This window comes from Streptomyces flaveus, from assembly GCF_014647675.1.
GTDB classification, from domain to species: domain Bacteria; phylum Actinomycetota; class Actinomycetes; order Streptomycetales; family Streptomycetaceae; genus Streptomyces; species Streptomyces flaveus.
Window position 1 is genome coordinate 156,165 of the sequence record NZ_BMPQ01000014.1, and the last position, 18,041, is coordinate 174,205.

Below are 18,041 nucleotides of genomic sequence, written 5' to 3' on the forward strand. Positions count from 1 at the left end.
CCTCAGTTGGATATGCGGTCAGGGATTGATCACGGGCATCCACATGGGTTCGTCGCGGCGTTGGATGGCGCTGATGGCCTCCACCGCGTCGCTGAGCGGGAATCGATGGGTGATGAGCTCGTCAGCGGTGAGGGCGCCGGTCTCCAGCAGGCGCAGTACTTCCAGCGCGTCGTTGCGGGTACAGGCGCGGGTACCGACGAAGCGCCACATGTTCATCATGAGTGCGATCGGTGACTGCGGCAGCGGCGTGTGATTGCCTCCCATGTGCACCAGCGCGCCGCCGGCCGCAAGCCCGGCCATGGCCTGGCCGGTGACCGGCCCGTCGGGGACGTAGTCGAGGACGGCATGCGCTCCGCCGGGTGCCAGTTCGCGCAGCCGGCCGACGAGTGCGCCGCTCACGGCCCAGTCGTCGGGGAGTTCGTCAAGGGCGACGATGCCCGCCGGGATGCCACCGGACAGCCCCGCGACGGCCTTGAGCCGGTCACTGTGGCGGCCGACGAGGACCAGGTCGGCGATACCGAAGTGCTTCGCGAGCTTGACCGTCGCGGTGCCCATGGCACCGGTCGCGGCGGTGACGACGACGGTGGATCCCATCGGCAGTTCGGCCCACTTGAGCGCGCGTACGGCGTTGGCGAGGGTGTGGACCTTGGCCGCGACATCGAAGCTGACGGATTCCGGCAGCGGGTCGACCAGCCAGTGCGGGAGGCGCACGTATTCCGCGAGCACGCCGTTGTGGTACTCGTCGTAGAGCGGCATCGCGGCGTCGCTGAAGGCGGCGTAGCCCATGATGGATTGCTGTGGGCACATCATGTCGCGGTCGGTGCGGCAGTAGATGCAGGTACGGCAGTTCAGGAAGGTGTGCGCCCGGACCCGGTCGCCGATGTGGACGCCGGTGACGTCGCTGCCGACGGCGGCGACGGTGCCGGCGGCCTCGAAGCCGAGGGTGGTGGGCAGATGCTTGAACGCGCCCATTTCGAGCAGGCGCATGATGCCCGGGGCCAGGCCGGCGGAGGCGACCCGCACGATGACGTCGACCGGGCCGGGCTCGGGGACGGGGATGTCCTCCAGAGCAAGGGTTGTGGCATCGCGGTGGGCGCGCAGGGCGAGCATCGTGGTCATGAGTGGACCTCCGCTTTGAGGGCCGCGAGCCGTTCGGGTGAGTAGCGGTCGGCGGCACGGGAGGTATCGGCGACCTGGGGAAGTTCGCCGCGCGAGAGCAGGCTGACGTAGGCGCCGGGCTCGGTCGTGCCGTCGGCGTGGGAGATGCCGAGCGGGATGCGTACGAAGTCGCCGGGCTCGAGGTCGACGATGCCGTGCTGGGTGATCAGGGTGCGGTGGCCGTCGGCCTGGTACTGGATCTCGTCGGCATCGAGGGTACGGCGATAGCGGCGTTCATCGCTGGGCACGGTGGTGACGAGTCCGAGGCGCACGCGGTCGGTGCCGTACAGCCAGGTGGTGTCCCGGTCAGGATCGGCGCGCAGGACCTGTATTCGGCGGTCGTCGCTGTGCACATGGTCGAGCAGCTGCTGTTCGTCGACCGGGAAGAGGACGATGTCGCGGCCGGGTGTGCCCATGTTCCAGGTGACGGCCTCGTTGGCCTCACCGGGCTGCCAGCCGGGAAACGGCGGGAACATTGCCCGGGACTCGCGGTGGGCCGATACCAGTTCGGTGACCGGCGCGGGGATGTAGAACAGCAGGTGGCTTTCGGCGCGGCTGTAGTTGTCGTGCGCCACGCCTTGGGGGATGCGGGAGAATTCGCCGGGCCAGTTGTGCTCGACCGAGCCGAGTTCGGTCATCAGGGTGCGCTTGCCGGCGATCTGATAGGAGATCTCGTCCACGTCGCAGTTGCGGTGGTAGAACGGCTGTCGGCCGTCCAGTTTCTGCCACTCGACGCGGATCTCGTCATTCTCGTAGACACCGCGCGGCGGGGCGTACGCCTCTTCCTGGAACTCCTGCGGGTAGTGCACCACGGTCAGTGCCGGCTGCTCGCCCGCAAGCTTGATGGGTACCTTGGGCGGATGCGGCGGCGACAGCAGCAGGTGTTCGTCTCGGACGGCGCTCTGCAGCGGCTGGTCCGATCCCATGACCATGAGGTCCTCGTTGACTCTCATGGCAACCTCCTTGTTCGGGGTGGCGTCGCGTAATGCGGCTCAGGTTGTCAGCCGATCCCAGTGCCGGGAGTTCGGCAGGATCGGGGGTGTCACCTGTCGTCGGCACTTCCGGCAGACAGAGAGGTGATGGGGGCTGCGCTCGAAGGGAGGGGTCGATAGCGGGCTTCGGTGCCGTGCGCGGCCTGTCCGGCATGATGGGGCTGCCGGCGCTGTATTTCTTCCGTCGTTATTTCTTTCGTCCCCAGAACATCTCGATGCCGCGCCATTCCAGCAGCTGTGGGCTGTCGACCGTGTCCCCGAATGCTTCGCGGACCTCCTCGCCGGACCAGTAGGGAATGTCTGCCACGGGGACCTGCTGAAACAGCTTGTCGAACCATTGCCGGAGATGGACGTCGGAGTTGATGCGCGCGGTGAACGTCGGCCCTTTCAGGACCGACTCGGCCAGCACGATGCGGCGGCCCGGCTTCATCACTCGCAGCAGGTCCCTGGCCGCCTCCTCCCAGTCGTCGCAGTGCTGGGTCGCCTGGAGCACTGCGACGCAGTCGTACTCCTCGTCGGCCTTCGAGTCGGCGTAATCCCAGCGCCAGCAGCCGGTCTGGCCGTTCCGTCCGGGGAGCCGGCCCAGGACGGCCTTGCGCCCGTCGTGGATGATCTCCACCTCGTCCACGGTGCCGTCCGGTCCCACGATCTTCCGCATGTCTTCCACCCACCCCGCGGGGGCAATGCCCTCGCCGATGAGCAGGACCTTGTCTCCGGCGCGGAGTTCGAGGAGGCCATAGACGATTTCGGAGATCGGCCGGGCCAGCTCCCTCCAGATGTAGGGCAGCCCGCCGGCGATCGACACGGCGGTCCCCCACTTGTGTTGCAGGGTGCTGTCGTGGACTTCCTTCCCAAAAATCTCCTCGTCCCACGGCTGGACGTGGTCCCACGGGTTTCCGCCGCCGAAACTGCTCTTGGGGTCGCTGCTCACCTGATTGACTCCTACGACTGGGCCGTCGCACATGCGATGGCCGCCAGAATTGACTTTCCTGACTTCGAGGCGCCACGGCTCCGGCATCCTCTGGATGACCTCTGCGCGTCAGGCGCAGGTGTTCACGAGGGTGCCGATGCCCTCGATCTCGATCCGGACCTCGTCACCGGTCCGCAGGAACAGGCCTTGTTTGTGCCCGACCCCGGCCGGGGTTCCGGTGGCGATCACGTCGCCTGGTTCGAGGGTCGTCTGCCGCGACAGGTAGGAGACCAGCGCGGGAACCGGGTGAATGAGCTGGGAGGTACGCGCGTCCTGGCGAAGCTCGCCGGTGACCCAGGTGCGCAGACGCAGGTCGTCGGGGTCGGCGAACTCGTCGAGCGTGGCCAGGGCGGGGCCCATGGGGGTGAAGGTGTCGAAGCTCTTGGCCGCGGTGACATTGGCGGCCCGGCCGGGAACGCGTCCCTTCTGGACGTCGCGTGCGCTGACGTCGTTGCAGATCGTGAAGCCGGCGACGAACGAGTACGCGTCCGCCTCCGGCACGTCGGTGGCGCGCCTGCCGATGACGACCGCGAGTTCGCCTTCGTAGTCGACCTCGTCCGGGGCCGCCTTCGGGAAGCGGATCCGTTCCCCCGTGCCGATCACCGAGGACGGAGCCTTCAGGAAGATGACCGGGTCCTCCGCCGTGCCGGTGTACCCCACCTCGGTGCGGTGGCCGGCGTAGGCGTAACCCACCGCCCAGATCTTGGAGGGTCTGGGGACTGGGGCGATGAGCTGTGCCTGCGCCGCGGGTACACGGTCGCGGACCGCGGCCGTGGCGATGGACGCGATGTCGAGGCCTGCTTGGAGGGCGGCACCGAGGTCCGCCGTGTAGAGGTCGAGGAGGGCGACGGTTTCGCCGTCGTCCTCGAGTCTGCCGATCCCTTTGGCCGTGCTGACGAGCCTGGTCACAGGGCCACCGCCTGGTTGTCGAGGCGCAGCAGCTCGTCCTCGGGGTCACCGGCGCGGAAGCGGGCGACGAAGCGCTCGGGGTTGAGCTCCAGGCCGGAGGGGTTCGCCGCGAAGACGGGGCCGGACATGAAGGCCACCTCCTCCTCGGTGGTGGCGAAGTTGGCGCAGGAGAACTCGACGATGTTCCTGTCCGGGTCGCGGTAGTAGAAGCTGGTGGCCTGGCCGTGGTTGGCGGCACGGTGCGGGCGCGCGCCCATGGACGCCATGTGCTCGTACTGGGCGACGAGTTCGCCCAGCGAGCCGACACCGAACTGGAAGTGATGCAGGCCCGGCCCGGAGGCATCGGTCCCGATCAGGCTGTCGATGCCGAACAGCGCGAGAACCTGGCTGCCGTGCGGGGCGTCATGGACACGGAAGAAGCCCAGTCGGACATCGACCGCTCGCTCGGGCATCCCCGCGGGACGCGGCGGGGCGTCGGGATCTGGAGTCCGCTCGTAGAACGGGCCGTGTCCCAGTACGTGCGTGTAGAAGGCGGCCATGTCGTCGTAGCGGCCGGTCTTGAGCACGAGTTCGGCTATCTGCAGCGCGACGGCTTGCGTCTCGGTGGCCGCGGGGGCGGCCGTGCTCTGGGGGGTCGTCGTCATCGTGGGGGCCTCCTTGCCCGTCAGACGGTGGGGTGCAACGGCCTCGAGATACGGTGCGTGATCCGCCACTCCCCGCCGGAGTGGCGGAACCGGTGGACGGTGCTGAGGACGCGGTCCAAGACGTAGGCACCGTCAGGCCGCCGGACATGCAGCAGAACCATCGCCTGCAACTCGACCCGCTCGTCGTCGCCTCCGGCGTCCTGACCGGTGACGACCTCGTTGGCGAGCACATGGACGGTCTGCCGTCCGGTGTTGGCCTCCCGCGCCTCGAGGAAGCCGAATATCTCGTCCCGCCCGCGGAAGACCCGGCCGTGTGCCTCGAACTCGGCGTCGTCGGCGAACGCGCCGATCCCGGCGGTGGCCCGGCCGCTGTCGATGTCGCGGTGGTAGCTGACAACCAGGGTCCGACAGTGGCCCACAGCATCGCTTCGATCGGACGGAGACACCAAGATGTTCCCCTATCTCTTGAACTCGGGTCAAGCGTAGCACTGCACCCGTCTTGTCGATAGGCGCCTGTTTCTCAGGCTCTTCCACAGATCAACCCAGGCATGCGATTCTGACTCGGGTTCAAGAGATTGGGTCGCGACTGATCCAAGCCATGCTCTGGAAGGCAGGTCCCCTGTGTCTGACCGCAACGAAAGAGCCGGATCTCGGCGTGTCCTGGTCGTTGGAGCGGGGCCCGTGGGTCTCTCGCTCGCGATCGAGCTGGGGTGGCGCGGCGTGCCGGTGACGGTGATCGATCAAGGCGACGGCCGCGTGCCCTTCCCGGCGGGCGAGGCGATCTTCTCCCGCACCATGGAACACCTTCGGCGCTGGGGCTGTGCGGAAGAGGCGCGCGCGGAGTCGGCACCGCCCACGGACTATCCGCACCGCACGGTGTTCGCCACGTCAGTGACGGGACACGTACTCGCCGAATTCGATTACGGGGTCACGAACCGGTCTCCCGGCGCGTACGGCTCGCTCACACCGGAGGGCCCCGCGTTCCTCTCCAAGTTCTCGTTCCTGCCGTTGCTCGAACGGACGGCGCGAGGCCTGCCCTCGGTCGACATCAGGTTCGCTACGCGCCTGGAGACGTTCGAGCAGGACTCCGACGGTGTCCTCGCCGTCGTACGTGACCTGGAGAACGGCGCCTCCGAGACACTGGCCGGCGCGTACCTCGTCGCCTGTGACGGTGGCCGCAGCAGCGTCCGGCGCGCACTGGGCGTCGAGTTCGAGGGCATGTTCGCGCAGGGCCAGAACTTCGCGGTGCACTTCCGTGCGCCGCAACTGCTGGACCTGCTCCGGGAGCGGTTGGGCGGCCCTGCGGTGCAGATCCACACGCTGTCGTCGGCGCGCAGGCCGTACATCACGGTGGTCAACGGCGTGGACGAGTGGAGGCTCTCGGTCTACCTGGAGGAAGAGCCCGAGCCCAAGGACGCGGTCGCCTGGGTGCATGAAGCCGTCGGGGCGCCGATCGATGTGGAGATACTCGCCGCCCAGCCCTGGAGCGGGCATTGCGTCGTGGCCCGCAGCTACCGTGCGGGACGGGTGTTCCTCGCGGGTGATGCGGCGCATCTGTTGTGGCCCAAGGGAGGCTTCGGCGCCAACACCGGGATCGGCGACGCCGTGGACCTGGGCTGGAAGCTCGCGGCGGTCCTTCAGGGCTGGGGAGGCACGGCGCTGCTCGACAGCTACGAGCTGGAGCGGCGGCCGATCGCCGTCCGCAACGTCACGGAGGCATCGAGCAACTGGAGGTCCGACTCCCAGCTCGCACCCGACGCCGCCCTCGGCCGCGCGGACGCGGAGGGCGACCGGGCCCGCGGTGAGATGGGCGAGATGATCCGCCGGTCGAGGGGCAAGGAGTTCCGCTGCACGGGCGTCCAACTCGGATACCGCTACAGCGGCTCCCCGATCTGCGTGCCGGACGGCACCCCGGAGCCGCCCGACGAGCCGGACGACTATGTCCCGTCGACCTGGCCCGGTTGCCGGGCACCGCACGTCCGGCTGCCCGACGGCAGCTCGGTGCTCGACCACTTCGGCCGCGGCTTCGTGCTCGTGGTCTCGGGGTCGGCAGACCCGTCCCCGCTGGTGAAGGCCGCGCATCATCGTGGCGTGCCGTTGACGGTGCTGCGCCTTGCCGATCCGGCCGCGGCAAGGCTCTACGAGCGGCCGCTGGTGCTGGTCCGCCCCGACGGGCACGTCGGGTGGCGGGGCGAGCAGGCTCCTGCCGACCCCGTCGCGGTGCTCGACCGGCTGCGCGGGGCGGAGGCCGGGGATCCGGCCGCGGGTTCGGTCATGGAGACACGGCCGGTGTCGGCGGGAGTCGCCACTCGCCAACTCTGACCACCCGCCAACTCTGGCCGTCGCGACTCCGACCGCCGCAACTCCGGCCCGCCGCGATCAGCGGTCAGCTGTCACGCCCTCTTGACCGGTGAACGCCCCGCCAGGACGGACTCCATCAGGAGGCGGATCATCTCGTGTGCCGGTCTGTTCCGGTCGTTGGGCACGTTCGCGCCTTCGAACACGGCGACCACGCTATCGCGGAGGAGCGCGGCATCGATGTCGGGGTCGCCGTCGAGGCCGCGCTCGGCCATGACCTCGTCGACCAGTCCGACGATCCAGTCCAGGAAGGTGTTGTGGGCGACCCGAACCGCCTCGGAATGCGGAAGCCGGTCGTGCATGGCCTGGTGCAGCGGCCGGGAATAGCGCATGTCGGACAGCCCCCGCACCAGCCGGCTCAGCGGGTCGGCGCCCGCCTGCTCCGCACTGAGGGTACGGATCTCGCGGCTGAGCATCCGGTCCATCACCGCGGCGAAGATGTCGTCCTTGGAGTCGAAGTACCAGTAGACGTTGCCCCTGGCCACACCGGCGGCGGCGCTGATGTCCGCCATCGTGGTCTTGGCGTAGCCCTTGGAGAGAAAAAGCTCGGTGGCCGCGGCCAGCAGATCACCCGCCCGCTCTTCACGGGGGATCTGTTGGCGGTTCCGCGGCATCCCGGGCTCCTCTGATGGGTTCAGCTCGTCTCAACTGAGTGTAGACAGCGGGCTCCAGTGGCCTGACGGCAGTGGACATGGCTGTCCCTGACTGTGGCAGGGACAGCCATGTCGGACTACTGGTCCATCGCCTTCTGCGCACCGAGCCCATACCCGCCACATCGGACCGACCGCGAGAACGACGGAGCCCTGGGGAGGCCCGCGCTCCCCTTTCACGGGAGAATCACTTACCCCGAGAGCGGTATACAGGGGAAAGTTTCTTCCCCCCATCATGAGTAGACATAATCTCGGCTTCGGCGAACCATGGCGTCAGGGCCGCCCGGTGGCGGACCAAGGCCGAGAAAGAGGCAGGAACCATGGTCAAAACTGTTTCCTTCAGGAACAAGGAAGTAGAAATTTCGGGACACCTTCATCTGCCGGACGACTTCAGTGAAGACAAAACGTATCCGGCTCTCGTTGGCATTCATCCGGCTGGCGGAGTAAAGGAACAGACCATCGGCCTCTACGCCAAGAGGCTCGCTGCGCATGGATTCGTCACCGTGGTATATGACTCCTCCTACCAGGGAGAGAGCGGCGGCGAACCTCGCCTCTTGGAAGACCCGACGGCCAGGGTGGAAGACGCCCGCTGCGCAGCCGACTTCCTTAGCACTCTTCCGTTCGTCGACCCCAAACGAATGGGAGTTTTTGGCATCTGCGCCGGGGGTGGCTACGCGATCAGCGTGGCACAGACCGAACGTCGCTTCAGGGCAGTGGCTACCGTCAGCGCAGCTCCCATGGGCGAAGGTTCCAGGGGCTTCCTGGGGCACATGTCCCCGGTGGCCGAGCAGATCGGAACGCTGGAAATGGTGGCCGAGCAGCGGACGGCGGAAGCGAGAGGAGAAAAGCCTCTCTACGCCCCGTTCGTCCCAGAAAAACTGGAGGAGATCGACGAAAACACACCGGATCTCCTGCGTGAGGGATACGACTACTACAGGACTCCCCGAGGCCAACACCCCAATTCCAAGGGCCGTTTCCTGCTGACCAGCATGGACAAGATGTTCGCCTTCTCGGCGTTCGACCAGATTCCAGAACTGCTGACCCAACCGATGCTCCTCATCGCCGGGAGCAAGGCGGACACAAAGGTGTTCAGCGACCAGGCCTACGAGCTTTCCAAAGGGCCGAAAGAGTTGTTCGTCGTCGAAGGTGCGACTCATATCGCCATGTACGACGTGCCTGAGTACGTAGATCAAGCGGTCACCAAGATGGTGGAGTTCTTCGCTGTCCTTTAGGACCTGGGACCACGACCACACAGTCGGGCACTGCTCTGGCGCCGTTCGACGCTGCCGAAGCAGTGCCGATGGTGGGGACCAACCCCGAAGGGGAGAATCGCTCGCCCGGAGAACGGTAGGCAGGGAAAATTTTCTTACCCCTCACAGCGCGCCCTTCCGATGCAAAGCTTGGTCACTCACTGAAACGAAAACATTCGAGGAGCCCGATCACCATGTCCCATTCCGGCCGCCCCACAATCGCCATTGCCTTCCATTCGGGCTACGGCCACACTGCCGTCGTCGCCGAAGCAGTGGCGCGTGGCGCAGCGGGAGCCGGCGCCGAGGTGGTCTCGATCTCCGTCGACACCATCACCGACGAGCAGTGGGCGCAGCTGGACGCCGCTGACGCGATCATCTTCGGTGCCGCCACGTACATGGGTACCGCCTCCGCGGCCTTCCACGCGTTCGCCGAGGCCAGCAGCAGGCGCTGGTTCTCCCATGTCTGGGTGGACAAGCTCGCCGCGGGCTTCACCAACTCCGGTGCCAAGAGCGGCGACAAGTCGTCCACCCTGGGCTATTTCGCCACCTTGGCCGCCCAGCACGGCATGCACTGGATCAGCCTGGGTCTGCTGCCTGGCTGGGATTCCACCACGGGCAGCGAGGACGACATCAACCGGCTGGGTTTCTTCATGGGTGCCGGCGCCCAGAGCCCCACCGATGTCGGTCCGGAAGCGGTCCACAAGTCGGACATCGCCACCGCGGAGTACCTGGGTGCGCGCGTCGCACGCCAGGCCGCGGTCTTCCAGGCCGGGCGGGCCACCCTCGCCGCCTGATCACAAGGCCTTCTTTCCCATAGTCCAAATCCACCCCCCGCAAGGAGCGAACCATGTCCGACTCCCCGAACCTCGCCCTCATCCGCCGGGTCTACGAATCCCGAATGGCGCCCGAGGTCACCAAGGAGGTCATGGCCCCGGACCTCGCCTGGGACATCACCCCGGGCTTCCCGAACAGCGGCGTGTACCACGGCTGGGACAGCGTGGCGAAGGACTTCTTCGGCACACCGATGCCGAACATCGAGTCCCTCGGCGCGGTGCCCGAGGAGTTCTACGCGGACGACGAAGGCCACGTCTTCGTGTTCGGGCACTACCACGCCGAGACCAAGACCGGCGACAAGGCCGACGTCCGGTTCATCCACCTGTGGACTCTCCGCGACGGCAAGGCCGTCAGCATGCGGCAGGCCGCCGACAGCCACATCATCCGAGAAGCCATCAAGGGCTGACACCGTCACCAGGAGACCAATAACCATGGCGAAGATCCTCTTCGTGATCACCGCGTCCGACCACTGGACGCTGGCAGACGGAACCCGGCAGCCGGCCGGCTTCTGGGCTGAGGAAGCCCTCGGCCCGTACCAGGTCTTCAAGGAGGCCGGATACGAGATCACGGCGGCAACACCCGGCGGTGTGCCACCCACGGCGGACGCGCTCAGCCTCAGCCCGGAGTTCAACGGCGGCGAGGAAGGCGCGCAGCGCATGCGGACCGCACTGCGCGAGGCCACCGAGCTGGCGCACCCGATGCGTATCGAGGACGTACGCATCGACGAGTACGAGGCCGTCTTCTACCCCGGCGGCTGGGGCCCGATGGAGGATCTGCCCGACGACGCCGAGTCCGGCAGGCTGCTCACCGAGTGGCTCGCCTCGGGCAAGCTGGTGTCCCTGGTGTGCCATGGCCCCGCGGCACTGCTGGCCACCATCGGTCCCGACGGGACGTCCCCATTCTCCGGCTACCGACTGACCGGCCTCTCCAACGCCGAGGAGAAGCAGAACGGTCTCGCGGACCGCGCGAAGTGGCTGCTGCAGAACCGCCTCGTCGACGAACTCGGGGCGGACTACCGCGAGGCCGATCCGTTCACCCCGCACGTCGAGATCGACCGAACTCTGTACACCGGCCAGAACCCGGGCTCGGCGGTTCCGCTGGCCCAGGCGGTGCTCAAGGCACTGGGCTGAGCCGGCCGGGCTGATCGCTCGACCAGGGGAAGGATTTCTCCCCCCTCACAACGCCGGACGTTTGTGCCACGCTGCACAGCATGAACCGCAACCCCCATCTGAACGAGCTGGGTGAGTTCCTCAAGGCCCGCCGTGCCGAGCTCAGTCCCTCCGAGGTCGGGCTCCGCGGCGGGCAACGGCGGCGTGTGCGTGGTCTGCGCCGCGAGGAAGTGGCTCTTCTCGCGGCGATCAGCACCGAGTACTACGCCCGGATCGAGCAGGGCCGTCTCCAGGCGTCGACTCCCCTTCTGAACGAGATCGCCCAGGTACTCCGTCTGAACGAGGACCAGCGCACCTACCTCTTCGAGCTCGCGGCGAAAGACAGGGTGCGCCCGGCCAGGTCAGGCGACCGCCAGCAGGTGGATACGCAGCTCCAGCGCATGCTGGACGATCTCACCGCCACTCCGGCCTTCGTCATCGGCCGACGGACCGACATCCTCGGCTGGAACCAGCTCGCCGCCGCGCTGTGGACCGATTTCGCACGTTTCCCGAAGCAGGAACGCGTGTTCGTCCGGCTGCTGTTCACCGAACCCTGGATGCGCGAGCTGTACGTGGACTGGGAAGAGGTCACCCGCCTTGCCATCGCGCAGTTGCGCATGGAGACCGCGCGCTACCCCGGCGACCAGCGTCTCGCCGCTCTGGTCGAGGAGCTCTCCGCCCGCGACGCACAGTTCCGGCAGTGGTGGACCGAACACGACGTCGCGATGCGAGGCAAGGGCACCAAGAAGCTTCGTCACCCGGCGGTGGGAGAGCTGACCCTCGACTGGGACACGCTCACATGCGGCACGGACCCCGAGCAGCACATCATCGTGTGGACCGCCGCACCCGGTTCCCCTTCCTACGACGGACTGCGTCTCCTGGCCTCCTGGGGCGCGGACCAGAAGCGGACGGCGTCCGACACCGTCGCGTAAACCTCCCCCCATTGATATAGAGGGAAAGCACATTCCCCCATACCCGCATCCCAGCCAAGAGCCTTCCCTTTTCCCGGCGCGCGAGGCGCGAATGTCGGACACCTCGACGAATGCGGCCCTCGGCGGGCGGCGCTACGGCTTCGGCGTCATCGGACCTCCAGGGACTGGCTCGCGGCGGCAGGCGCAGCCGTCGCCGCGGCGGCCTGTTGTGTGAAGGTCCGGGCGAGGGCGTCGGCGCCGCGTGCCAGCAGGCCCACGTCGACGCCGACGGCGGTGAACGTGGTCCCGAGTTCGATGCACCGCCGCGCGAACGCGGGGTTGGTCGTCAGCACGCCGGCCGGTTTGCCCGCCGCGCGCACGCGGCCGATCGCGTGCTCGACCGCCTCGGTGACGGTCGGTGCGTTCGGGTCTCCGGGATGGCCGAGGCTGGCGGCCAGGTCGCTGGGGCCGATGAAGATCCCGTCCACGCCGTCGACGGACGCGATCTGCTCGATCTGCTCAAGGGCGTGCCGCGATTCGACCTGGACGAGCACGCACAGCTCGGTGTGCGCCAGTACGGCGTAGTCCTTGACCCGACCGAAGCGGGTGGCCCTGGTCAAGGCCGCCACGCCGCGGACGCCGATGGGGGCGTAACGGGTGGCGGCGACGGCGGCGCGCGCTTCCTCGGCCGACTCGACCTGCGGAATCAGCAGCGACTGAGCGCCGACATCCAGGAGCCGCTTGATCACCACGGGATCGTTGACCGGAGGACGCACCACGGGCGAGCAGGGGTACGGGGCGACCGCCTGGAGTTGCGAGAGCACGGTCGCGATGTCGGCGTGCGAGTGTTCGGTGTCGAGAAGCAGCCAGTCGAAGCCGGCGCCGGCGACGATCTCGGCCGGGTACGGGTCGGCCAGCGAGCACCACATGCCGATCATCTGCTCGCCTCGGGCAAGCGCCGCTTTGAACGCGTTCGCCGGCAGGGGCCACTGGCCTGGTACGGGCTGTGCTGCGCCGGTCGGCGGGTTGTGCGTGGTCACTGGAACGGGGTTGTGCGTGGTCACTGGAACGCCACCCCGATCGAACCCAGCGGGCCGAAGTCGGCGTGGACGACGGTGTTCGCTTCGACCGAGACCGGTCGCGTGAACGAGCCCGACAGCAGCATCTGACCGGCTTTCAGATGCTGGCCGACCGCGGCGAGCTTGTTCCCGAGCCAGGCGATGCCTGCCGCCGGGTGTCCCATGACGGCGGCCGAGACGCCGGACTCCTCGATCACCCCGTTCTTCGCCAACGTCGCGGCCACCCACCGGACGTCGAGGTCCATCGGGCGTACGACTCGACCGCCGACCACCATCGCCGCGGCGGCGGCGTTGTCGGCGATGGTGTCGGTGATCGCGCGCGGCACCTCGGTGCGGTAGTCGATGACCTCGAGCGCGGGGACGACGTACTCCGTCGCCCGCAGGACGTCGTGGACGCGTAGGTCCGGACCGTGCAGGTCCTTGCCGAGCACGAAGGCGAGTTCGACCTCCAGTCTGGGCTTCATGTAGCGGCTCGCGTCGAGGCGGGCGCCGTCGCCCACGACCATGTCGTCGGTGAGAAAGCCGTAGTCGGGTTCCGTCATCTTCGAGGCCATCTGCATGGCGCGAGACGTCAGTCCGATCTTGTGCCCGACGAGCCGAGCGCCGGCCGCCACGCGCTCCGCCGCCCAGAGCTGCTGGATGGCGTAGGCGTCGACGATCTCCAGATCGGGATAGGTGCGGCTGAGTTGGGTGATCGGTTTACGGTCACGGTCGGCCTGCATCAGGGCAGCTGCGGCTGCGCGACGTTCTGCTTCGCTGATCACTGGGTTCCTCTCGGGAGTACGTCCAGCTCGGTGGCGCGCTTGGCCGACACGGGCGGGGTCGGCAGCCAGGCCTCACCCGGCTCGACGACGAAGGTGAACTCGAGGCTGTACCAGGGCTCGGTCACGTCCGGGTCCGGCGCCGGCTCGTTCTCGTGGAGTACGTACGTGCCGACGAGGCTCTGTACGACGCCGAACTGGGCGTCGGTCTCCAGGATGGGGTCGTCGTGGCTGTAGAGCTGGGACGCGATCGTCTTGTATCCGGGTTTGTGGATCAGCGCGTGGACATGGGCCGGCCGGAAGGGATGGCGCTTGAGCGCGGTCAGGAGCTCGCCCACGGGCCCGCCCATCGGTATCGGGTAACCGGAAGGCTTGATACTGCGGAAGGCGAACACTCCTTCCTCATCGCTGAAGAACTTGCCACGGAGATTCCACTCGGCCTGCTCGGGGTCCTGGTTCTCATAGAGGCCGGCGGGTGACGCGTGCCAGATGTCAACTTCCGCGTCGGCGACCGCGTTCGTGTCGGTGTCGACGATCCGGCCGGTGAAGAACAGCGGCGGTCCCTCGGTGGGCGAGCGGACGATCGACTCACCGTTGTTCATCCTCGGGCTGCCCTGGCGCCAGAACGGACCGAGCAGGTTCGCCGAGGTCGGCTTGTCTTCGGTGCCGTTGTTCATCAGGGCGACCAGCGTTGACAGGCCCAGCGAACCCGCCATCAGCCTGACCTCGTTGTGGCTGGGCGTGGTGAGCCGACCGAGCCTGGTCACGATGTCGAGGGCAGTGTCGAACTCCTTCTCGGTCAGCCGCACTTCGCGGGCAAGATCGTGCAAGTGGCGCACCAGCGCCTGGATGATCTCCTTGACCCGCGGGTCACCGGCCCGCTCCGTCTCGGCAAGTACCGCCGCGGTGAGCTGGAGTTCGTCCTGGATGATCACGTCGGCGTCTCCTCGTAACGGTCGGCTGCCGGCCCGCGGTGAGCACTGCCCCGCGAGTATCCGAAGGCCGTCCGGCCCGCACAACGCCACCGTCCATCCAATGGACCACGAGAAAGTGATCAGCTGTGGCGGACCTTGACGCCAGGGCTCCAGCCAAGGAGGCGGGAGATGCCGAGACCGCTTGCGATCACAGACGGAAGCACCGCCGGGTGCTTCACCGAGTCAGTGCGCACGACCACGGACAGCGCCGCTACGACACGGCCTTCGCCGTTCACGATGCGCGTGGCCACCGAATCGGTGCCGGGGGTCAACTCTCCTCGCACCGTGGCCGTCCCGGTGCGACGGCAGCCGGCGATCTCCTTGCGCAGCACCTCCGGTGCCACGATGCTTCGCGACGAGTACTCCCGGAGCTCGCCCGACAGCACGCTCTCGATCAGCTCCGTACCGCCGTGGCTGAGCAGCACCTTGCCCACACCCGTGCAGTGCAGTGGCAGCCGCCCACCGACCTGGGAGACGAGTTCGGGTGCCTCCGACGCGGACAGTCTCTCGATGATCACCGCTTCCTGGCCTTCCAGGACCGCCAGTTGCACATGCTGGTGAAGTGCGGTGTAGAGATCCTCGAGGAACGGCTGGGCCAGCGTGCGCAGTGATTCGGTGAGCGGGGCCAGGGTTCCGAGTTGCCACAGCCGCAGTCCCACCGTGAATCTGCCGTCCGGCCGACGGTCCAGCGCGCCGAAGTCGGCGAGTTCCACGGCCAGTCTCCGCACGGTGGCGTGAGGCATGCCCGTCGTGCGCACCAGGTCGGCGAGGCTGAGCGCACTGTTCCCGGGCTGGAACGCGAACAGCACTTCCAGCAGGCGGGAGCCCACTGTCCTGCCGGGTTCGCTGGTGCGGGGCATACGGTACGGCCTCCTCGCTGTGCGGTACCGCTCGTCCTGCCGACTCAGGACCGTACGCACGGCAGAACCGTACGCATGGCAGATCCGGACTCAGCGGCCCATCGTGACACCCGACCCGGCGATCCAGGACTCGTCTCCCCCAAGCCGCCTTTCACCGTGAACCCGGCTCTCGTTCGTCAGGCAGCCTCATCCCGCGCCCGCTGATACGGGTCGGCAGTCCACGACGCGAGGAAGCGCAGTCCGTCATGGGACGGGGTCCCGGGCTCGGCGGTCCAGATCACCAACTGCTGTGCGGGGGCGGCTGTGCAGGTCAGACTGTCCCAGTCGAGAGTGAGGTCGCCGGCAACCGGGTGGCGCAGCCTCTGGGTGCCCACCCGCAAGCCGGCCACCTGACGCCCGGCCCACCACTGCCGGAAGTCGGCGTCGACCACCGACAGCTCACCGACGAGCGCGGCCAGTTCGGGGTCGCCCGGGTGCTGGGCGGCCTCCAGGCGCAGTTCGGCGACGCAGTTCCGGGCGATCGTCCTCCAGTTGAGGTGAAGCCCGCGGAAGCAGGAGTTGGTGAAGCACAGCCGGGCGTAGTTGCGCTTCTTCTCCGGAACCTGGCCGAAGTCCGTGAGCAGAGCGGCCGCCAGAGGGTTCCAGGCCAGGATGTCCATGCGACGGCCCAGGACGAGCGCGGGGGTCGCGGTCAACTCGTCCAGGAGACGCCTGAGTTGCTGCTGGACCTGCTGCGCCGGCCGGCGGCGCGGCACGTACTCGTCTCTCGCGGCCAGCTCGAACAGGTGGTCACGCTGGTCGTCGTCGAGGTGCAGGACACGGACGAGCGTGGCGAGCACCGACATCGGAGCACGGGCACGCCCCTGCTCCAACCGCGTGTAGTAGTCCGTACTGATGGCAGCGAGCACGGCGACCTCCTCCCGGCGCAGGCCGGCCACCCGCCGGGGGCCACCGGTGTCGGGCAGGCCTACGGTGCGCGGGCTCAACTCGGCCCGCCGCGCCTTGAGGAATTCTCCCAGCTCGTTCAGATGCGCGTCGCTGGTCATACGGCCAGTCTCGCACCGCTCAGCCTTCGCCAGGGGGGTAAGGATTCCTCCCCTGGATAAGTAATTCCTGGGATGGAATTCTCCCCTTTGCGGGCTCACGCAATGGTGGCAGGCTCGATGAGGTGGCCGCCGACCAGGACCGGCCCATGGAGAACATTCACCGTACAGGCGGGACCGCCGACCCCGGGACCGGGATCGTTTTCGAATGCCACCGATATCCCGTATTCCATATTCCATGCGGCTGAGGAGGAGGCGAGAAAGGACGGTGAGGACGGATGTCACGTTCCTCGGCAATGACCTGACGCCGCCCGGTCACCTCCACACTCCTGGCAGCGTGCCGGTCGCCCGCTGCCCGCGATCGTCCACCCGCGGGGCGACCTGACGAGCCTGAGAGAGCATCATGCGAGCAACCATCATTCACGCGCCCGGTGACATCCGGGTGGAGAACGCCCCAGAGCCGAAGATCGTGGCGCCGACGGACGCGGTCATCCGGACCGCCGCCGCCTGCGTGTGCGGCTCCGATCTGTGGAGCTACCGGGGTGTCCTGCCGGTCACCGAGCCGCAGCCGATCGGCCACGAATACGTGGGCATCGTCGAGGAGGTCGGCAGCGACGTAACGAGCGTCGAGCCGGGCCAGTTCGTCATCGGTTCCTTCGTCGCCTCCGACAACACCTGCCCGATCTGCCAGGCCGGCTACCACACCTCCTGCCGGCACGCGCAGTGGGTCACCGGCTGCCAGGCCGAGTACGTCCGTGTCCCCCTCGCCGACGGCACCCTGGTCGCCACCCCGGAACAGCCTACCGAGGAGCTGATCCCGGACCTGCTGGCCCTGTCCGACGTCATGGGCACCGGCTGGTACGCCGCCAGGGCGGCCGAGGTGAAGCCCGGTTCGACGGCCGTGGTGGTCGGTGACGGCGCGGTGGGCCTGTCCGGTGTCATCGCCGCGAAGGAACTGGGAGCCGCCCGCATCATCACCATGAGCCGCCACGAGTCCCGGCAGAAGCTGGCCCTGGAGTTCGGCGCCACCGACATCGTCACCGAGCGCGGCGAGGAAGGCATCGCCCGCGTCAAGGAACTGACGAACGGCATCGGCGCCGACTCCGTACTCGAGTGCGTCGGCACCCAGCAGTCGATGCAACAGGCCCTGCAGTCCACCCGACCGGGCGGCAACGTCGGCTTCGTCGGCATGCCTCACGACGTGCAGATCGACGGCCTGCAGCTCTTCTTCTCCCACGTCGGTCTGCGCGGTGGCCCCGCCCCCGTGCGCGCCTACCTTCCCGACCTGATCGACCGCGTCTTCAGCGGCCGTATCAACCCGGGCAAGGTCTTCGACCTCACCCTGCCCCTGGACGAGGTCGCCGAAGGTTACAAGGCCATGGACGAGCGCCGCGCCATCAAGACGCTGCTGCGTCCCTGACCCGAACCCTGGCGGTGGGGGGCGCGGGATCAGCCGCGCCCACCACCGCCGGCACCAACGAGCGGCAACCTCGCCCGCCC

At 67.8% G+C, this 18,041-nt stretch carries 19 protein-coding genes; 7 read left to right on the forward strand and 12 right to left on the reverse strand.

Translation table 11 applies throughout. The features are described from left to right. Positions 1-18 precede the first annotated feature (18 nt). The 6 genes from IEZ21_RS26175 to IEZ21_RS26200 form a co-directional block, all read right to left on the reverse strand. On the reverse strand, positions 19-1,119 hold the full coding sequence (locus IEZ21_RS26175) for a zinc-dependent alcohol dehydrogenase (protein WP_189324326.1): 1,101 nt from the start codon (positions 1,117-1,119) through the stop codon (positions 19-21). Beyond that, positions 1,116-2,111 carry a hypothetical protein gene (locus IEZ21_RS26180; RefSeq protein ID WP_189324327.1) on the reverse strand — a complete coding sequence of 332 codons (996 nt, stop codon included), beginning with the start codon at positions 2,109-2,111 and terminating at the stop codon, positions 1,116-1,118. The genes IEZ21_RS26175 and IEZ21_RS26180 overlap by 4 nt, the downstream gene beginning before the upstream one ends. Positions 2,112-2,337: 226 nt before the next feature. Then, the gene (locus IEZ21_RS26185) at positions 2,338-3,081 is read right to left on the reverse strand and encodes a methyltransferase domain-containing protein (protein WP_213089354.1); all 744 of its coding nucleotides are present in this window, start codon (positions 3,079-3,081) and stop codon (positions 2,338-2,340) included. A 108-nt stretch (positions 3,082-3,189) separates the two neighbouring features. Beyond that, positions 3,190-4,029: a fumarylacetoacetate hydrolase family protein gene (locus tag IEZ21_RS26190; RefSeq protein ID WP_189324329.1), complete on the reverse strand. Its 840-nt coding sequence runs from the start codon at positions 4,027-4,029 to the stop codon at positions 3,190-3,192. Next, entirely contained in the window at positions 4,026-4,673 is a 648-nt protein-coding gene (locus IEZ21_RS26195) for a VOC family protein (protein WP_189324330.1), read from the reverse strand. The genes IEZ21_RS26190 and IEZ21_RS26195 overlap by 4 nt, the downstream gene beginning before the upstream one ends. Before the next feature lie 20 nt (positions 4,674-4,693). Further along, positions 4,694-5,092, reverse strand: coding sequence for a nuclear transport factor 2 family protein (locus IEZ21_RS26200; protein WP_189324331.1), 399 nt, complete (start codon positions 5,090-5,092; stop codon positions 4,694-4,696). Positions 5,093-5,294: 202 nt separating this feature from the next. Between IEZ21_RS26200 and IEZ21_RS26205 the strand changes: the two genes are divergently transcribed. Then, complete coding sequence (locus IEZ21_RS26205; protein ID WP_281399509.1) at positions 5,295-6,995, forward strand: FAD-dependent monooxygenase; 1,701 nt, start codon at positions 5,295-5,297, stop codon at positions 6,993-6,995. Positions 6,996-7,066: 71 nt separating this feature from the next. On the opposite strand, the gene IEZ21_RS26210 is transcribed toward IEZ21_RS26205, so the two are convergent. Continuing rightward, positions 7,067-7,645: a TetR/AcrR family transcriptional regulator gene (locus IEZ21_RS26210; protein ID WP_189324332.1), complete on the reverse strand. Its 579-nt coding sequence runs from the start codon at positions 7,643-7,645 to the stop codon at positions 7,067-7,069. A gap of 284 nt (positions 7,646-7,929) precedes the next feature. On the opposite strand from IEZ21_RS26210, the gene IEZ21_RS26215 reads away from it, so the two are divergent. The 5 genes from IEZ21_RS26215 (at position 7,930) to IEZ21_RS26235 (ending at position 11,845) form a co-directional block, all read left to right on the forward strand. Next, the gene (locus IEZ21_RS26215) at positions 7,930-8,913 is read left to right on the forward strand and encodes an alpha/beta hydrolase (protein ID WP_281399514.1); all 984 of its coding nucleotides are present in this window, start codon (positions 7,930-7,932) and stop codon (positions 8,911-8,913) included. 212 nt (positions 8,914-9,125) lie between these two features. Further along, the gene (locus IEZ21_RS26220; protein WP_189324334.1) at positions 9,126-9,725 is read left to right on the forward strand and encodes a flavodoxin family protein; all 600 of its coding nucleotides are present in this window, start codon (positions 9,126-9,128) and stop codon (positions 9,723-9,725) included. 53 nt (positions 9,726-9,778) lie between these two features. Further along, positions 9,779-10,171 carry a nuclear transport factor 2 family protein gene (locus IEZ21_RS26225; protein WP_189324335.1) on the forward strand — a complete coding sequence of 131 codons (393 nt, stop codon included), beginning with the start codon at positions 9,779-9,781 and terminating at the stop codon, positions 10,169-10,171. Positions 10,172-10,196: 25 nt separating this feature from the next. Beyond that, positions 10,197-10,895 (forward strand): type 1 glutamine amidotransferase domain-containing protein, encoded by a 699-nt coding sequence (locus IEZ21_RS26230; protein WP_189324336.1) that lies wholly within the window; start codon positions 10,197-10,199, stop codon positions 10,893-10,895. 80 nt (positions 10,896-10,975) lie between these two features. Continuing rightward, positions 10,976-11,845 carry a helix-turn-helix domain-containing protein gene (locus IEZ21_RS26235; RefSeq protein WP_189324337.1) on the forward strand — a complete coding sequence of 290 codons (870 nt, stop codon included), beginning with the start codon at positions 10,976-10,978 and terminating at the stop codon, positions 11,843-11,845. A 146-nt stretch (positions 11,846-11,991) separates the two neighbouring features. Here IEZ21_RS26235 and IEZ21_RS26240 read toward each other — a convergent pair whose 3' ends face one another. The 5 genes from IEZ21_RS26240 to IEZ21_RS26260 form a co-directional block, all read right to left on the reverse strand. Further along, positions 11,992-12,888 (reverse strand): aldolase/citrate lyase family protein, encoded by an 897-nt coding sequence (locus IEZ21_RS26240; protein WP_246568163.1) that lies wholly within the window; start codon positions 12,886-12,888, stop codon positions 11,992-11,994. Beyond that, the gene (locus tag IEZ21_RS26245; RefSeq protein WP_033318190.1) at positions 12,885-13,667 is read right to left on the reverse strand and encodes a fumarylacetoacetate hydrolase family protein; all 783 of its coding nucleotides are present in this window, start codon (positions 13,665-13,667) and stop codon (positions 12,885-12,887) included. The genes IEZ21_RS26240 and IEZ21_RS26245 overlap by 4 nt, the downstream gene beginning before the upstream one ends. Continuing rightward, positions 13,664-14,599, reverse strand: coding sequence for a dioxygenase family protein (locus IEZ21_RS26250; RefSeq protein WP_189324338.1), 936 nt, complete (start codon positions 14,597-14,599; stop codon positions 13,664-13,666). The genes IEZ21_RS26245 and IEZ21_RS26250 overlap by 4 nt, the downstream gene beginning before the upstream one ends. Positions 14,600-14,718: 119 nt before the next feature. Further along, a complete protein-coding gene (locus IEZ21_RS26255) occupies positions 14,719-15,498 on the reverse strand; it encodes an IclR family transcriptional regulator (RefSeq protein ID WP_189324339.1) in 780 nt (259 codons plus the stop codon). Between the two features lie 176 nt (positions 15,499-15,674). Beyond that, positions 15,675-16,544, reverse strand: a complete 870-nt coding sequence (locus IEZ21_RS26260) for a helix-turn-helix transcriptional regulator (RefSeq protein WP_189324340.1) — start codon at positions 16,542-16,544, stop codon at positions 15,675-15,677. A gap of 400 nt (positions 16,545-16,944) precedes the next feature. Here IEZ21_RS26260 and IEZ21_RS26265 point away from each other — a divergent pair, with 400 nt between their 5' ends. Continuing rightward, positions 16,945-17,961 carry a zinc-dependent alcohol dehydrogenase family protein gene (locus tag IEZ21_RS26265; RefSeq protein WP_189324341.1) on the forward strand — a complete coding sequence of 339 codons (1,017 nt, stop codon included), beginning with the start codon at positions 16,945-16,947 and terminating at the stop codon, positions 17,959-17,961. Positions 17,962-18,041 lie beyond the last annotated feature (80 nt).

Bases quoted from the DNA above. Each gene is read 5' to 3' on its own strand.
- IEZ21_RS26175 (WP_189324326.1), bottom strand. From the start codon at position 1,119: ATGACCACGATGCTCGCCCTGCGCGCCCACCGCGATGCCACAACCCTT.
- IEZ21_RS26180 (WP_189324327.1), bottom strand. From the start codon at position 2,111: ATGAGAGTCAACGAGGACCTCATGGTCATGGGATCGGACCAGCCGCTG.
- IEZ21_RS26195 (WP_189324330.1), bottom strand. From the start codon at position 4,673: ATGACGACGACCCCCCAGAGCACGGCCGCCCCCGCGGCCACCGAGACG.
- IEZ21_RS26210 (WP_189324332.1), bottom strand. From the start codon at position 7,645: ATGCCGCGGAACCGCCAACAGATCCCCCGTGAAGAGCGGGCGGGTGAT.
- IEZ21_RS26220 (WP_189324334.1), top strand. From the start codon at position 9,126: ATGTCCCATTCCGGCCGCCCCACAATCGCCATTGCCTTCCATTCGGGC.
- IEZ21_RS26225 (WP_189324335.1), top strand. From the start codon at position 9,779: ATGTCCGACTCCCCGAACCTCGCCCTCATCCGCCGGGTCTACGAATCC.
- IEZ21_RS26230 (WP_189324336.1), top strand. From the start codon at position 10,197: ATGGCGAAGATCCTCTTCGTGATCACCGCGTCCGACCACTGGACGCTG.
- IEZ21_RS26235 (WP_189324337.1), top strand. From the start codon at position 10,976: ATGAACCGCAACCCCCATCTGAACGAGCTGGGTGAGTTCCTCAAGGCC.
- IEZ21_RS26255 (WP_189324339.1), bottom strand. From the start codon at position 15,498: ATGCCCCGCACCAGCGAACCCGGCAGGACAGTGGGCTCCCGCCTGCTG.
- IEZ21_RS26260 (WP_189324340.1), bottom strand. From the start codon at position 16,544: ATGACCAGCGACGCGCATCTGAACGAGCTGGGAGAATTCCTCAAGGCG.
- IEZ21_RS26265 (WP_189324341.1), top strand. From the start codon at position 16,945: ATGCGAGCAACCATCATTCACGCGCCCGGTGACATCCGGGTGGAGAAC.